The sequence below is a fragment of the Marinobacter profundi genome (genome assembly GCF_002744715.1).
Taxonomy (GTDB): domain Bacteria; phylum Pseudomonadota; class Gammaproteobacteria; order Pseudomonadales; family Oleiphilaceae; genus Marinobacter; species Marinobacter profundi.
The window spans coordinates 315,762-330,838 of record NZ_KZ319367.1 but is presented as its reverse complement, the minus strand read 5'-3'; the positions used below and the strand labels follow the sequence as shown (position 1 = coordinate 330,838).

Sequence of the window (15,077 nt, the reverse complement as noted above, 5' to 3'; positions counted from 1 at the left end):
GCGCGTATACTACCCTATTACCCCTTTATGAGTTGTCAAAAAATCACGGAGCAGTCATGGCATCCCTGCAGGAACAGCTTTTGAAAGCCGGCCTGGCCGACGAGAAGAAGGCCAAAGCGATACGGAATGAAAAGAAGAAGCAGCGCAAACAGCAACCTAAAGGCACCGTTCAGGTCAACGAAGCCGAAGTCCGCGCCCGCCAGGCCCGGGAGGAGAAAGCCGAAAGAGACCGCCAGCTGAATCTCCAGCGTCAGCAGGAAGCGGAAAAGAAAGCCATCAAGGCCCAGATCCGCCAGCTGGTAGCGTCCAACCGCCTCGACCGCTCACGGGGAGAAACCTCCTACCAGTTCGTCGACGGCAAGAAGATCAAAAAGATCTTTGTGAATGATGCCATGGTGGACCAGCTGTCCCGCGGCCGACTGGCCATCATCTGCGTGGATGACACCTACGAAATCGTGCCGGACAAGGTCGCCCGTAAAATCATGGAACGGGACGATCAGGCAGTTATTGTGCTGCACGACCGCAAGACCGACGATCAGGGCGACGATGATCCCTACGCTGGCTACGAAATCCCCGATGATCTGATGTGGTAAATCCGGGAGCGTTGACCTGCGTTTTAGAGAGAAGGCTGTTGGCGGACGCATAGGTACCAATCCCGACGCTCACACCTCCGGGGTGTGATCTACACTCAATGGATCACACCACACAAAGGAACATCGCCATGAACCTGAAAAAATCCCTTGCCCACACCGCCGGTGTTGCCATGCTCGCTTCCATGGCCAGCTTTCCACTGGCGGCACAGGAGGCCGAACCGGTGTTCGGCCAGCAACTGATGACCCAGCAGGAACTCCGTGAGCACCGCCAGGCCATGCAGAACCTGAATACCGACTCAGAACGTGCCCAATACCGCCAACTGCACCGGGAACGGATGCTGGAACGCGCCCGGGAACGGGGGGTGAACCTCGGCAATGGTAACGGGCAAGGTATGGGCCCGGGACAAGGTATGGGTTCCGGACAAGGCATGGGTTCCGGACAAGGTATGGGTTCCGGGCAAGGCATGGGTTCCGGCCAGGGCATGGGCTCCGGACAAGGAAACCGCCAGGGTATGGGATCCGGCCAGGGTAACAACTCCGGCATGGGCGCAGGCCAGGGCGGCAGCAAGAAACAACAGGGTAACGGCGGCGCCGGCGGTCAGGGCGGCAGCCAGGAATACCGGATGAAAGGTTCCGGTCAGGGCGGTGGCGGTAACAAGTAAAACCGCGCACCGGATCCTCCGGATAAAAAAAAGAGGGGCTGAAATTCAGCCCCTCTTTTCGTTTACACCTTTACCAGGCCTCGTATGACTCAGGCATCCGCCCTACGCTTGCGCGCCCACAGGCCAGCCAGCGCCAGCAGCACCATGCCCGGCAGTACCGGATCAATCGGCGCTCCCGGAGCACCAACGGTGCAACCGCTACCGTTGCCGATCAGACGGCTTTCGGGTTCGGTTGGCGCTTCCGGTTCGGTCGGAGTCGCCGGAATTGTCGGCTCAGCGACCGCGCTGTTCAGGCCGGTAACCCGCAGAGTGAAGGTACAGTTTGTCGCGGTACCGTCGCTCGTACAGGTCGGCCATGAGGAGGCGTCAGCGACACGGATGGATGTGTTGATATTGACGTTGGCCAGATCTTCAACAGGACCCTGTACGTAGCCGGGAACCCGCACGTACTCTGTTGGCGCACTGTTAATCAACGCGTTCACCTCATCCAGGGTGACAAATGAACCATCGACCAATTGGTACATGCCGTCGTCGCCTTCATCCGCGATCCAGGTGGCGTACAAGGTGGTGTCTGCATTCAAAACTTTAGGAGGACTGTCAACCCAGGTGTCGAATGCCGCAATTTCTATCGCCAAGCCGTCTATCAAGACGTTGAAGCCCGCACCCGTGCCTTCATAATCTGCAACATAAAGCGCTGACGCATCCAGTGGCGCAAGGGTGATTGCATCTGGGACCAATTGATCAGGGTCGCCCTCATCCAAGGTAGCGACTAACGGCGCTACATCCGACTCGTCGACATCTGGCACCGAGTTGAATAGAAGACTATTTGGATCCCAATTCGCCGCAGTCGTCTCTCCTGTTCCATCACCATCAACATCGACCAGAGCCAATTCGTCGAAATCCTTTCTGTACGTCTTCCAATCCTCCACATCTGTCGAAGGATCATCATAGGCCAGAAGAATGGAATCATTCGCCGGGTTACCATCATGGTCAATAAACCAACCTGTCGGCACACTGGCCAGCGCCAGCCAGTCCCCTCCAGACAAGTCAGAGTATTGGGTAGGTACCACACCATCGGTTTCCAGGACGTCCTGATTCAGAACTGATCCCGCACTCTCGGTAAACTCAGCAATACTCGTGCTGAAAAACGGCAAACCCTCTACCTTGCTGCCGCCGAACAGCCCGCCCGGATACTTGCCAACAGGTCCGATCGAGAGCTTGCCCGAATCATCTGCCAGGAATCCGAACGACAAACCATCCTCAGCCGAGGAGGCTGTAAATTCGTTACCAACACCAAAACCGGTTTCAAAGCGGAAAGCTTTCAGACCGCCGCCCACGGCGTTCGTGATGTCAGTAAGATTCGAAAACTTGCCGATTACCCTATAGAGCTTGGAGGCATCATCAGCGGATACATCGAATACCAGGTCAATCGCTCCATTGGTTTCTACTGTCTTCAACTTGAAACGCTTGCCCGAATCGCCCGGGGCCTGGCAATTCACCGCCAGATCAGGCTGCGCCATGATACAACCGGCAAACTGGTAAGGAACCTCATCAACGTTTCCGGTGAAAGCCTCGTTGTAGACGGCTATGCCAACACCAATAACACCGCTGTCATTAACCGGATCCAGCCAGCCAAAGCTCGCAGTCCCCACAGTATCGGTATAAACCAGCGTCTTCCCCTCAACCGGCGGAACAGCGAGGTTATCGGTATTTACGTTGTCGATCGTCGCCCCGAACGCGGCCGGAGCCACACCCAGAACTGAACACATAATCGCTGTCGCAAGGGGTTTCCTTGCAAATTTTATAGTTGTCTCTCTCATGGAACTTCCCTTGTAAAAACTGGTTGTCGAGCCTCTCACTCCACCCCCAACGTTAGGAAGGACCCTACGAATAATCAAATGCGATTTGGGAATAAGGCGGCCAGTGGTTCGACAACTCCGTTTGATGATAGTCAGCGGCAATATTCCGGTTGCCTGCTAACCTTTCAGGTAACTCACAGCAAAGCCTTACGGAGCCTGAGGTACCTGTGCCGGATGAGCGGATTGCCACTCCAACAGCAATAACCACGTGCCCTGCGGCTCCGCCCCGGCACCGGGGCGACCTGCGACAATACGTCGCACCCCTCACGCCAACCCGCGCCAGTCGGAAAGGAGCCGCGCCATGAGTAACAAGGGCAAAGCCGCAGCTGACCTGGGGCGCATCACTGCGGTAAGGGGGAACGTGGTGGACGTCTGTTTCACCGCCGCCCTGCCCTCCCGCAACGCCGAATTGCGAACCGGCAAGGACTGGCACGTGGTGCTGGAGGTGCAGACTCACCTCAATACCACTACCGTGCGCTGCATCGCCATGAACTCCACCCGGCGACTGGCCCGGGGTGAGCCGGTCCGACAGACCGGAGCGGGGCTCAAGGTACCGGTCGGCCCCTCGCTGCTGGGCCGCATGATCAATGTGTTCGGCAAACCGGTGGATGGCGGCCCGGCCATCGAAACCGCCGAGTACTGGCCCATCCACCGCCCCATGCTGCCACTCGCCGAGCGCACCACCAGTACCGAGATCTTTGAAACCGGCATCAAGGCCATCGATCTGCTCGCGCCCATGGAGCGCGGCGGCAAGTCCGGCATGTTCGGCGGCGCGGGCGTCGGCAAGACGGTGCTGATCAACGAGATGATCAACAACATGGCCGAGCAGTACGAGGGCATCAGCCTGTTCTGCGGCATTGGCGAGCGCATGCGCGAGGCCGAGGACATGTACAGCTCCATGATGGAATCCGGGGTGCTCGAAAAAGCCGTGCTGGTCTATGGCCAGATGAATGAGCCACCGGGCGCCCGGTTCCGGGTCGGCCATGCGGCATTGACCATCGCGGAGCACTTCCGGGATGTGCAGAAGCGGGATGTGCTGCTGTTGATCGACAACGTGTTCCGGTTCGTCCAGTCCGGCACCGAGGTGTCCGGCCTGATGGGACGGATTCCGTCCCGGGTGGGTTACCAGCCTACCCTGGCCACCGAACTGGCGGCCCTGGAGGAGCGGATCTGCAGCTCACGCAACGGCAGCATCACGTCGGTGCAGGCGGTCTATGTACCCGCGGATGACCTGACGGATCCTTCCGCCACCCATATTTTCTCGCACCTGACCGCCTCCATCGTGCTGTCCCGGAAACGGGCCAGTCAGGGCCTGTACCCCGCCGTGGACCCGCTGAAAACCGACTCGAAAATGTTGACTCCCACCATTGTTGGCCATCGCCATTATCGGGTGGCCCAGGCCGTGCGTAGCACCCTGGCGGAATACGAGGATCTCAAGGACATCATCTCCATGCTTGGAATGGAAGAATTGTCCCGGGAAGACCGGGCCACGGTCAGCAAGGCCCGAAGGCTGGAGCGTTTCCTGACCCAGCCCTTCTTCACCACCGGGCAGTTCACCGGCAAGGGCGGTCGGCTGGTGCCCCTGGAAAAAACCATCGCCGGCTGCGAGCGGATACTGGCCGGCGAGTTCGAACAGGTCAGCGAAAAGGCGCTGTACATGATTGGTGACATCGATGAAGTGGACATCCCGGAGGCCAGCCATGAGTCCTGATCAACCATCGCCCCCGGATTTCATGCACTTCCGCCTGTTGCTGCCAACGGAAGTTCTGCTGGAGCAGCCCGTTTCAAAAATCATTGCCGAGGCGGAAAACGGCGAGTTCTGCCTGTTACCCAGGCACATCGATTTCGTGGCGGCACTGGTACCGGGCGTCCTTTCCTTCTATACCGTGGAGGGGGAGGAACATTTTGCCGCCGTGGACCGGGGCATCCTGGTGAAGTGCGGGCGCGATGTATCCATCTCCACGCCCCAGGGCGTCACCGGAACGGACATCACTGAGTTGCAGGCACTGATCGAGGAACGCTTCCTGGAGCTGGACGAACACGAACGCAAGGCCCGCAGCGCCCTCGCCCGCCTTGAAGCCGGCGCCCTGCGGCGGTTTCTCGAGCTCAGGGAGCAGTTCCATGGCTGACAAACCCCACCGGCCACTGCCAGACAACACCTCCGAAGGCCTGGGGAGCGCCGTTGGACGCCGGGCAAGGCGTAAACAGAAAGCCCGGACAGAAGGTCGCCGATCTGCCTGGTTCGGGCTGGGCATGTTCGGGCTGGTGGGCTGGTCGGTGGCGGTTCCGACCCTGACCGGCATCGCCATCGGAGTCTGGGCCGACCGGCGCTGGCCCGGGGAGGTTTCCTGGACACTGACCCTGCTGATTATCGGCGTGGCACTGGGTTGCCTGAATGCCTGGTACTGGATCAAACAGGAGAGTGAGGATGACTGAAGGAGAAACCCTTGCCGGAGCCATGCTGGGCTATGGGGCCAGTTTTGCATTCGGTTGCCTGCTGGGTAGCGTCTTTCTCTGGGGACTGTGGCTGACCGTCCGCCGCTTGCCGACCGCTGACCATCCCGCCGTGCTGATGCTCGCCAGCCTGTTGGTCAGGTTTGGTATCACCCTCGCAGGATTCCTGTTGATTGCCCGGGTGGCCGGTTGGGAGTATCTGCTGGTGGCGGCAATCGGCTTCACCCTGCCCCGGCTGCTCATGAAGCACCGGCTTCAGGCCACCCTGGCCGGGGAGGATCCGCAGGCATGACCATCACGCCGGATAGTATTGTCTACTGGCAAGGGGGCGATTTCGCCCTGAACGCGACCATCGTGTTTACCTGGCTGGTCATGGCGCTGCTCACCCTGGGCTCCTGGCTGGTTACCCGGGGACTGGCCGAAGACCCCGAACTGTCGCGCTGGCAGAACCTGCTGGAGGTGCTGGTGGTCGGCATCCGGGACCAGATCGCCCAGGTCAGCCACCAGCAACCGGGGCCCTACCTGCCCTTCGTCGGCACCCTATTTTTGTTCATCGCCATGGCTAACCTGCTCAATGTGATTCCCGGTTACATGGCCCCCACGGGCTCCCTGTCGACCACCACGGCGCTGGCCATCTGCGTGTTTGTGGCGGTGCCGGTATTCGGCGTTGCCAGCAAGGGCGCCGGAGCCTACCTGCAGCATTACATCAAGCCGACCCCGCTGATGCTGCCGTTCAACGTGATTGGCGAGATTTCCCGCACCGTGGCCCTGGCTGTGCGCCTTTACGGCAACATCATGAGCGGTACGGTGATTGTCGCCATCCTGCTGAGTCTGACGCCCTATTTCTTTCCCGTGGTCATGCAGTTACTGGGGCTGCTCACCGGCATGATCCAGGCCTACATCTTTGCCATTCTCGCCATGGTCTACATCGCTTCGGCCACCACGGTCCATGAGCATGGCGAGCCCGATGAACATCAGCACAACAGACCCTCGGAACCCTAAAGGAGTTGCCTATGGACAGTATTTCCCTGATCGGCATGGTGTCGGTTATCACCGCCGGCCTCACCATCGCCATCGGCTCCATCGGACCGGCGTTCGGGGAAGCCCGCGCCGTGGCCCAGGCCCTGAGCGCCATTGCCCAGCAGCCGGATGAATCCGCCACGATCACCCGCACGCTGTTCGTGGGTCTGGCCATGATCGAATCAACCGCGATCTACTGCTTTGTGGTGGCGATGATCCTGATCTTCGCCAATCCGTTCTGGGATCACGTAACGGCCGCCGCCGGAGGCTGATCCATGGAGATCAACTGGATCACGGTCTCGGCCCAGGTCGTCAATTTCCTGATCCTGGTCTGGCTGCTCAAGCATTTCCTCTATCAGCCGGTGATCCGGGCCATGGACCGGCGTGATCAGAAAATCCGCAACCGCATGGATGAGGCGGACGGCCGTGAGCAGGAGGCGCTCAACGCGAAACAAAGCTACCAGCAGAAACTGGCCAGTTTCGAGAAGCAACGGGAGGAGTTGCTGGAAGAGACCCGCCAGGAAGCGCGGCAGACCCGCAGCCAGATGATCGATCAGGCCCGGGAGGAAACCGCCCGTGTTCGTAGCCACTGGATGCGGGAAGTCAGCGAGGAAAAGACGGCATTTATCGACGGGTTGCGGCACCAGTCCCTGGAGGTAGTCGAAACCGTTATCCGGAAGGCCCTGCAGGACCTGGCCGACGAACGCCTTGAGGAACGCATTGCCCATACCTTCATCCGCAAACTGCATGAGCTGGATGAGGAAACCCGCGAAGCCCTGGGACGTTCTTCAGAACCGGCCACCATTGCCACTTCCTTCGAGCTTGATCCGGGCCAGCGCAGCACCCTCACCCGCGCGATTCACGAACTGGTCGGCGCTGACCTGGCGGTGAACTACACGCGGGCACCGGAGCTGATCTGCGGCATCGAGCTGACCTGCGAAAGCCAACGGATCAGCTGGAACCTGTCCGACTACCTGGAAGAACTTACCGCCAGCATCGAGAAGGCGTTTGAGCCTCTCGAAACCACCGAGCCGGGAGTCTGACGCCATGCTGATGCAGATGCTGGACGACACCATGGCCACCATCCGGACCGTGGCCCGGGACAACCGGTTCACCCTGCACAGCCAGGAAACGGGGACGGTACTGCAGGTGGATGGCGGCATTGCCCGGGTGCGGGGTCTAGCCAGTGTTACCTCCGAAGAGCTGGTGCAGTTTCCCGATGGGGTTCTCGGGGTGGCCATCAACCTGGAGCCGGAGGAAGTGGGCATCATGCTGCTGGGCGACAGCGAAAAGCTCAGTGCCGGCATACGGGTGACCGCAACCGGCCGGGAAACCGATACCCCCGTGGGCGACGGGCTGCTGGGACGGGTGATTGATGCCACCGGTCGGGTACTGGATGGCGGCAAGCCACTGGAGTTCCATGAACGCCGCCCCATTGAACGGCCGGCACCGGAAATCATCGAGCGGGCGTCGGTGACCACGCCGCTGGAGACCGGCATCAAATCCATCGACGCCCTCATTCCCATTGGCCGGGGGCAGCGTGAACTGATCCTCGGTGACCGGCAGACCGGCAAGACCTCCATTGCCATCGACACCATCATCAACCAGCGTGACAAGGATGTGGTGTGCATCTACTGTGCGGTCGGCCAGCGCGCCACCTCAGTTGCCAAAGTGGTGGAAACGCTCCGCCAGAACAAGGCCATGGAGTACACCGTCGTGGTGGTGGCCTCGGACGACAATTCTCCCGGCCTTCGCTTCATCACACCCTACGCCGCCACCACCATGGCGGAATATTTCATGGAACAGGGCCAGGATGCCCTGATCATCTACGACGATCTGACCCGCCACGCCCGGGCCTACCGCGAGCTGTCACTGCTGCTGCGCAGGCCACCGGGCCGTGAAGCCTATCCGGGCGATATCTTCTACATCCATTCCCGGCTGCTGGAGCGCAGCACACACCTGCGTAGCGAGTTCGGCGGCGGATCGCTGACTGCCTTGCCCGTTATTGAAACCCAGGCCCAGGATATTTCCGCCTACATTCCCACCAACCTTATTTCCATTACCGACGGCCAGGTTTACCTGTCACCAACACTGTTCCAGAAAGGCCTTTTGCCCGCCATCGATGTGGGCAAATCCGTGTCACGGGTTGGCGGAAAAACCCAGCACCCGTCCTTGCGCAGCGTGGCCAGCGACCTGCGCCTGGCCTACTCCCAATTCGAGGAACTGGAAAACTTTGCCCGCTTTTCCACTCGCCTGGACAAGGACACCCGCGCAACCATCGAGCGTGGCCGGCGCGTCCGGGAAGTCCTGAAACAGAGCGAACACCGCCCTCTGCGGGCCTGCGAACAAGCGGTCATTCTCTTTGCGGTAAACGCCGGGATGCTGGATAACCTGCCAGCCGACAAGGTGGCGGAAGCGGAACAGGTCATTCAACAGCATTTGCTGGAGGCTTTGCCGGAGATCTGTGCGCAGATGGACAGCGGCAAAAAACTGGAGGACGAACAGTGGCTGTGGGTCACTGAAGCCATCGAAGCGGCACTGGCAGCATTCACCCCCACTGAGACGGACCAGGCCTGATATGGAATCTCTCGAGCATCTGCAGAATCAGCTGGACAGCCTTGGCGACCTTCGTGGCATCGTCAAGACCATGAAAGCGCTTTCCGCAGCCAACATCCACCAGTATGAACAGGCGGTCAGGGCACTGGCGGGCTACTACCGCACGGTGGAAATGGGGCTGCACGTGGTTCTGAAGGACTTTGATCCCGCGAGCTTTGCAGGAGGATCACCGAAGGCAAACCACCGCCTGGGCGCGGTCGTTTTCGGCTCGGACCACGGACTGTGCGGGCGCTTCAACGAGGACATCGTGGAGTATTCACTACAGCGCATGGACAGCATTCCGGCCGACCGGGACAGCCGCAGGATCCTGGCGGTGGGGGCCCGCGCCGCCGCCAGTCTCGAGCATGCCGGGCAACCTGTTGAGGCAGACTTTTCGGTACCAGGCTCGGCAAGCCAGATTACCAGGATGGTCGGCCAGATCCTTCTGAAGATTGACGAATGGCGGGAACAAGGCGGAGTGCACTATGTGTACCTGTTCTATAACCGCCACTCCAGCATGCAGAGTTATCGCCCCACAGGTATCGAACTGTTACCGGTGAACCTGAGACGCTTTCACCGGCTGGAAGAAGAGCCCTGGCCGTCACGGAGCCTGCCCACCTACACCATGGACCGGCAGGCGCTGTTCAGCCGCCTGCTGGACCAGTACCTTTTCGTGGTTATCTTCCGGGCCTGTGCAGAATCCCAGGCCAGCGAACATGGCGGACGCCTGGCCGCCATGCAGGCGGCTGAGCGCAACCTGGAGGAACGACTTGGTGACGTAACGATGGATTACCGGCGTGCCAGGCAAACCGTCATTACCTCGGAACTGCTGGACCTTGTCGCCGGATTCGAGGCTATTGAAACCGATGCCGGGCGGTCGCGTTAGCGTGGCGGTGCTTCGGTCGAACCTCTTTCGGTTCAAATCCTTTCAGACTCCGAGATCTGCAAATAAAAAACCCCGCGCGAGGCGGGGTTCTTTATTTGATATGGCGCGGCTGGGAGGATTCGAACCTCCGACCGCCTGGTTCGTAGCCAGGTACTCTATCCAGCTGAGCTACAGCCGCTTGAAACTTTGCATTGTTGGCTAACCAACTTTTTACTGAAATCAAGAGTATTTTGAATAAATGGCGCGGCTGGGAGGATTCGAACCTCCGACCGCCTGGTTCGTAGCCAGGTACTCTATCCAGCTGAGCTACAGCCGCGCATCAAAACTCTCATTTCGGACTTCTTCAGAAGTTGAGTGCTACCTCAACGGTTCTCTGCCTTCCGCAAATGGAAAATGGCGGAGAGGGAGGGATTCGAACCCTCGGTACGATTGCTCGTACGGTTCCTTAGCAGGGAACTGGTTTCAGCCACTCACCCACCTCTCCTTGAGAACGGGGCGTATACTACCATGATTTTTCAGTTTTCATAGGGTTGACAGAGGATTTTTTTCATCTGATTCAACACAAATAAAAAAAACCGTCCGGGTTTCCCTCGAACGGTTTTTTCTTGACCACTCAGCGGTTGCCTTCTTCCGGCTCGTCAGAGTCTTTTTCACTCTGAATGCGCTGATAAATCTCTTCCCGGTGAACAGCAACCTCTTTCGGTGCGTTCACTCCAATCCGTACCTGGTTCCCCTTAACCCCCAGTACGGTGACAGTCACTTCATCACCCACCATCAGGGTTTCGCCAACACGGCGAGTTAAAATCAACATGTCCTTTTACTCCCTTATACAGAGCTAGCTGTTCCGACGAAAAAACATACTTCAGTTTATAGTGGGGACACGCATTGTTCAAAAGGCGCACAATCACTTATACGTAATTGTCGCCCCTCCAGACCAATGAATGCCGCCCTTATGAGGAGACCCGGTTACGCTGGAAGAGTTTCGCGAAATCAGGCCTCGTTCTCGGGCTTCTGGTGCAGTTCAAAAGCACTATGAAGTGCGCGAACCGCAAGCTCAAGATACTTTTCATCAATCACCACGGAAATCTTGATTTCCGAAGTAGAGATCATCTGGATATTGATGCCCTCGTTGGACAGCGCCTCGAACATCTGGGTTGCCACACCGGCGTGGGAACGCATACCGACACCGACGATGCTGACCTTGGCAATCTTGCTGTCACCGCTGACTTCGCGGGCATGAAGCTCGTCCTTCACACGCTCCAGCACCTCGCGGGCACGCTTGAAGTCATTGCGGTGCACGGTAAAGGTGAAGTCCGTGCGGTTATCCGCACCCACGTTCTGGACGATCATGTCGACTTCAATATTAGCCTCACTGACCGGCTTCAGGATACGCAGGGCACTGCCCGGGGTATCCGGCACACCGGAAATCGTCAGCTTGGCTTCGTCGCGGTTAAAAGCGATACCGGAAACAACCGGTTGTTCCATGGCGTTGTCATCCTCAAGAGTGATCAGGGTGCCCTCGCCTTCTGCAAAGCTTGAGAGGACCCTCAGGGGAACATTGTATTTACCTGCAAACTCGACTGACCGGATCTGCAGCACCTTGGATCCAAGGCTTGCCATCTCGATCATTTCTTCAAAGGTGATGCGGTCCAGGCGACGGGCACTGTCAACAACCCGCGGGTCGGTGGTGTACACACCATCCACGTCGGTGTAAATCTGACACTCATCGGCTTTCAGCGCGGCGGCCAGTGCCACAGCGGTGGTGTCGGATCCACCCCGACCCAGGGTTGTGATGTTGCCGTTCTCATCAATGCCCTGGAAGCCGGCGACCACAACAACGCGGCCTGCGCTGAGATCTTCACGCATGCGCTGCTCGTCAATCTGGCGGATGCGGGCCTTGGTATGGCTACTGTCGGTCAGGATTCGGACCTGGGCGCCGGTGTAGGAACGCGCGTCACAACCACGTTTTTGCAATGCCATGGAAAGCAGCGCGATAGTGACCTGCTCGCCCGTGGACACCAGCACATCCATCTCACGGGGCGTCGGCTCTTCCATAATGGCATTGGCCAGGCCAATCAGCCGATTGGTCTCGCCACTCATTGCAGAGACAACCACTACTACATCATGACCTTCCTTGCGGAAGCGGCAGACCTTTTCGGCAACCGCTTCAATCCGGTCGGTGGTACCGACGGATGTACCGCCAAACTTCTGAACCAACAGTGCCATTGTCTTCCCAATACCTGATCAGGGATAAAAGGCGGGGCAGCACGCCCCGCCACTCAAAATCGAAACCGACGGATTATAAACATCCGCCGGCCGGCAAAACAGTTGCTCAAGCGATATTTTTCTCGACCCAGCCCGCAACGCCGGCCAGGGCCTCTGCCAGCTTCGAAGGATCGCTGCCGCCACCCTGGGCCATATCGGGACGACCACCGCCCTTGCCACCAACCTGTTCGGAAAGATGCTTCATCAGGTCACCCGCCTTGATCTTACCGGTGGCGGATTTGGTCACACCAGCAACCAGGGTGACCTTGCCATCTTCGACGCTGGCCAGCACCACCACGCCTTCACCCAGTTTGTTCTTGAGCTGATCGGTGGTATCCATCAGTGCCTTGCGATCGGCACCCTCCAGTTCCGCGGCAACCACTTTCAAGCCGCCAACCTCAACCGCCGAACCTGCCAGGTCGCTGCCGGCAGAGCTGGCCAGTTTTGACTTGAGGGCATCCACGTCCTTTTCCAGCTGACGATTGCGGTCAACCAGCTGCTGAACCTTCTCGACCAGGGACTCCCGGGAACCTTTCACCAGGCGGGCGGCTTCACGCAGGGTGGATTCGGTCTGTTCAACCCATTCCAGGGCGCCCATGCCGGTGACCGCCTCGATCCGGCGCACACCGGAAGAAATACCGCTTTCGGAGGTAATGCGGAACAGGCCGATATCGCCGGTGCGGCCCACGTGAGTACCACCACAAAGTTCCACGGAGTAGCGGTCGGTACCCATGCTGAGCACCCTAACCACATCACCGTACTTCTCTCCGAACAATGCCATGGCGCCCTTGGCCTGAGCCTGTTCCATATCGGTGATTTCGGTTTCCACTGCCGTATTGGCAAGGATCTGCTCGTTGACCTGGCGCTCGATTTCCCGCAGTTGCTCCGGCGTAACCGCCTCGAAATGGGAGAAGTCGAATCGCAGCTTGTCCGGATCCACCAGGGAGCCCTTCTGGCTGACGTGCTCACCGAGTACCTTGCGCAGGGCTGCGTGCATCAGGTGAGTCGCCGAGTGGTTCTTCCGGGTCCGCTCGCGGCGGGCGTGATCGATCCGGGCGTCCACTTCCAGGCCGGCAAACAGCTCGCCTTCAAGCACGGTGCCGATATGCAGGTGGTTATCACCTTCCTTGCGGGTATCGGTCACCTGAAAGCGGCCACCGCTCCAGGTCAGCAGCCCGGTATCCCCCACCTGACCGCCAGACTCGGCATAGAACGGGGTACGTGCCAGCACCACAATCGCCTCGTCACCGGCCTGGGCATTGCGTTCCTCGCCATCCACCAGCACGGTGCGGATGGTTTCGTGGCCATCAATATGCTCGTAACCGGTAAACTCGGTCTTGCCCTCGAGATTGAGGCCGCCAGCGTTGTAGTCGATACCGAACTTGCTGGCCGCACGAGCCCGCTCCCGCTGGGCTTCCATGGCCTTTTCATAGCCGTCGTAGTCGAGGGTCAGGCCACGCTCACGGGCAATGTCGTTGGTGAGATCCACCGGAAAGCCATAGGTGTCGTACAGCGTGAATACCGTCTCGCCCGGAATCTCACTGCCCTTGAGCTCCGCAATGTCCTGTTCCAGCAGGCGCAGGCCCTTGTCGAGGGTCTTGGCAAACTGCTCTTCTTCCTGCAACAGCACCTTCTCGATCTGCTTCTGGCTGCTGGCCAGCTGCGGAAAGGCTTCGCCCATCAGCTTCACCAGGGCACCGGTCAGCTTGTAGAAGAACGGCTGGGTGGCACCCAGTTTGTTACCGTGACGGGCCGCACGACGGATGATGCGGCGCAGCACGAACCCGCGCCCCTCATTGGAAGGCATGACACCATCCGCAATCAGGAAGGCACAGGAGCGGATATGATCGGCCACAACCCGCAGGGACGCTTCGGTGGTGGCAACGCCACCCAGAATGGCGGACGCCTCAGCGAGCAGATCCTGGAACAGGTCGATTTCATAGTTGCTGTGGACGCCCTGCAAGACCGCGGCAATCCGCTCCAGCCCCATGCCGGTATCCACGGACGGCTTGGGCAACTTCAGCATCTCGCCGTCGGCCGTACGGTTGTACTGCATGAATACGACGTTCCAGATCTCGATGTAGCGGTCGCCGTCCTCATCCGGGCTGCCGGGAGGGCCTCCGGCCACATCCGCGCCGTGGTCATAGAAGATTTCGGTACAGGGTCCGCAGGGGCCGGTATCGCCCATCTGCCAGAAGTTGTCGGAAGCGTACCGGCCACCCTTGTTGTCACCGATGCGGACGATACGCTCGGCCGGAACGCCGATTTCCTGGTTCCAGATGTCGTAGGCTTCGTCATCTTCCGCGTACACGGTGACCCAGAGTTTTTCCTGGGGCAGGTTCAGCCACTGCTCGCCGGTCAGGAAGGTCCAGGCGTAGTTGATGGCGTCACGCTTGAAATAGTCACCGAAGCTGAAGTTGCCGAGCATCTCGAAAAAGGTATGGTGACGGGCGGTGTAGCCGACGTTTTCCAGGTCGTTATGCTTGCCACCGGCGCGGACGCATTTCTGGGAACTGGTAGCCCGGGTGTAGTCGCGCTCTTCCCGGCCCAGGAACACGTCCTTGAACTGGTTCATTCCCGCGTTGGTAAACAGCAAGGTTGGATCGTCTGCCGGGACCAGGGAACTGCTCGGAACAATGGTATGGCCCTGCTGTTTAAAATACTCGAGAAACGCCTGTCGCAACTCTGCGGTTTTCATAGCCCTTTGATACCTTTCCAGAAACCCTCGGGAGACTCCGTCGGG

At 59.2% G+C, this 15,077-nt stretch carries 15 protein-coding genes and 3 tRNA genes; 11 read left to right on the top strand and 7 right to left on the bottom strand.

Annotated features, from left to right (window positions below):
- The first annotated feature begins 56 nt into the window (after positions 1–56).
- Together CLH61_RS01450 and CLH61_RS01445 are read left to right on the top strand one after the other, a co-directional pair.
- Positions 57–593 carry a DUF2058 domain-containing protein gene (locus CLH61_RS01450; RefSeq protein WP_099612922.1) on the top strand — a complete coding sequence of 179 codons (537 nt, stop codon included), beginning with the start codon at positions 57–59 and terminating at the stop codon, positions 591–593.
- Between the two features lie 128 nt (positions 594–721).
- Positions 722–1,255 (top strand): hypothetical protein, encoded by a 534-nt coding sequence (locus CLH61_RS01445; RefSeq protein WP_211289043.1) that lies wholly within the window; start codon positions 722–724, stop codon positions 1,253–1,255.
- 89 nt (positions 1,256–1,344) lie between these two features.
- Here CLH61_RS01445 and CLH61_RS01440 read toward each other — a convergent pair whose 3' ends face one another.
- Entirely contained in the window at positions 1,345–3,075 is a 1,731-nt protein-coding gene (locus CLH61_RS01440) for a choice-of-anchor F family protein (RefSeq protein WP_143752054.1), read from the bottom strand.
- A 340-nt stretch (positions 3,076–3,415) separates the two neighbouring features.
- Here CLH61_RS01440 and atpD point away from each other — a divergent pair, with 340 nt between their 5' ends.
- Genes atpD through CLH61_RS01395 form a run of 9 tightly spaced genes read left to right on the top strand, consistent with a single transcriptional unit; the run spans position 3,416 to position 10,069 of the window.
- Positions 3,416–4,825, top strand: coding sequence for a F0F1 ATP synthase subunit beta (gene atpD, locus CLH61_RS01435; protein WP_099612920.1), 1,410 nt, complete (start codon positions 3,416–3,418; stop codon positions 4,823–4,825).
- Complete coding sequence (locus CLH61_RS01430) at positions 4,815–5,243, top strand: F0F1 ATP synthase subunit epsilon (protein ID WP_228152493.1); 429 nt, start codon at positions 4,815–4,817, stop codon at positions 5,241–5,243. The genes atpD and CLH61_RS01430 overlap by 11 nt, the downstream gene beginning before the upstream one ends.
- Positions 5,236–5,550 (top strand): AtpZ/AtpI family protein, encoded by a 315-nt coding sequence (locus tag CLH61_RS01425; RefSeq protein WP_099612918.1) that lies wholly within the window; start codon positions 5,236–5,238, stop codon positions 5,548–5,550. Before CLH61_RS01430 ends, CLH61_RS01425 begins: the two co-directional genes overlap by 8 nt.
- The gene (locus tag CLH61_RS01420; RefSeq protein ID WP_170003553.1) at positions 5,543–5,860 is read left to right on the top strand and encodes an ATP synthase subunit I; all 318 of its coding nucleotides are present in this window, start codon (positions 5,543–5,545) and stop codon (positions 5,858–5,860) included. The genes CLH61_RS01425 and CLH61_RS01420 overlap by 8 nt, the downstream gene beginning before the upstream one ends.
- Positions 5,857–6,570: a F0F1 ATP synthase subunit A gene (locus CLH61_RS01415; protein ID WP_099612916.1), complete on the top strand. Its 714-nt coding sequence runs from the start codon at positions 5,857–5,859 to the stop codon at positions 6,568–6,570. Before CLH61_RS01420 ends, CLH61_RS01415 begins: the two co-directional genes overlap by 4 nt.
- Positions 6,571–6,581: 11 nt before the next feature.
- Positions 6,582–6,860 (top strand): F0F1 ATP synthase subunit C, encoded by a 279-nt coding sequence (locus tag CLH61_RS01410; RefSeq protein ID WP_092002893.1) that lies wholly within the window; start codon positions 6,582–6,584, stop codon positions 6,858–6,860.
- Positions 6,861–6,863: 3 nt separating this feature from the next.
- Complete coding sequence (gene atpF / locus CLH61_RS01405) at positions 6,864–7,631, top strand: F0F1 ATP synthase subunit B (protein WP_099612915.1); 768 nt, start codon at positions 6,864–6,866, stop codon at positions 7,629–7,631.
- A gap of 4 nt (positions 7,632–7,635) precedes the next feature.
- Positions 7,636–9,165 (top strand): alternate F1F0 ATPase, F1 subunit alpha, encoded by a 1,530-nt coding sequence (locus CLH61_RS01400; protein ID WP_099612914.1) that lies wholly within the window; start codon positions 7,636–7,638, stop codon positions 9,163–9,165.
- A 1-nt stretch (position 9,166) separates the two neighbouring features.
- Positions 9,167–10,069: a F0F1 ATP synthase subunit gamma gene (locus CLH61_RS01395; protein WP_099612913.1), complete on the top strand. Its 903-nt coding sequence runs from the start codon at positions 9,167–9,169 to the stop codon at positions 10,067–10,069.
- A gap of 101 nt (positions 10,070–10,170) precedes the next feature.
- Here CLH61_RS01395 and CLH61_RS01390 read toward each other — a convergent pair.
- From CLH61_RS01390 to alaS, 6 genes are all read right to left on the bottom strand, one after another.
- A tRNA-Arg gene (locus tag CLH61_RS01390) sits at positions 10,171–10,247 on the bottom strand.
- 61 nt (positions 10,248–10,308) lie between these two features.
- Positions 10,309–10,385 (bottom strand) — tRNA-Arg (locus CLH61_RS01385).
- A 78-nt stretch (positions 10,386–10,463) separates the two neighbouring features.
- Positions 10,464–10,553 (bottom strand) — tRNA-Ser (locus CLH61_RS01380).
- Between the two features lie 129 nt (positions 10,554–10,682).
- The gene (gene csrA, locus CLH61_RS01375) at positions 10,683–10,880 is read right to left on the bottom strand and encodes a carbon storage regulator CsrA (protein ID WP_099612912.1); all 198 of its coding nucleotides are present in this window, start codon (positions 10,878–10,880) and stop codon (positions 10,683–10,685) included.
- A 179-nt stretch (positions 10,881–11,059) separates the two neighbouring features.
- Positions 11,060–12,295: an aspartate kinase gene (locus CLH61_RS01370; protein WP_099612911.1), complete on the bottom strand. Its 1,236-nt coding sequence runs from the start codon at positions 12,293–12,295 to the stop codon at positions 11,060–11,062.
- Positions 12,296–12,401: 106 nt separating this feature from the next.
- Positions 12,402–15,032, bottom strand: coding sequence for an alanine--tRNA ligase (alaS, locus tag CLH61_RS01365; RefSeq protein WP_099612910.1), 2,631 nt, complete (start codon positions 15,030–15,032; stop codon positions 12,402–12,404).
- Positions 15,033–15,077: the final 45 nt, after the last annotated feature.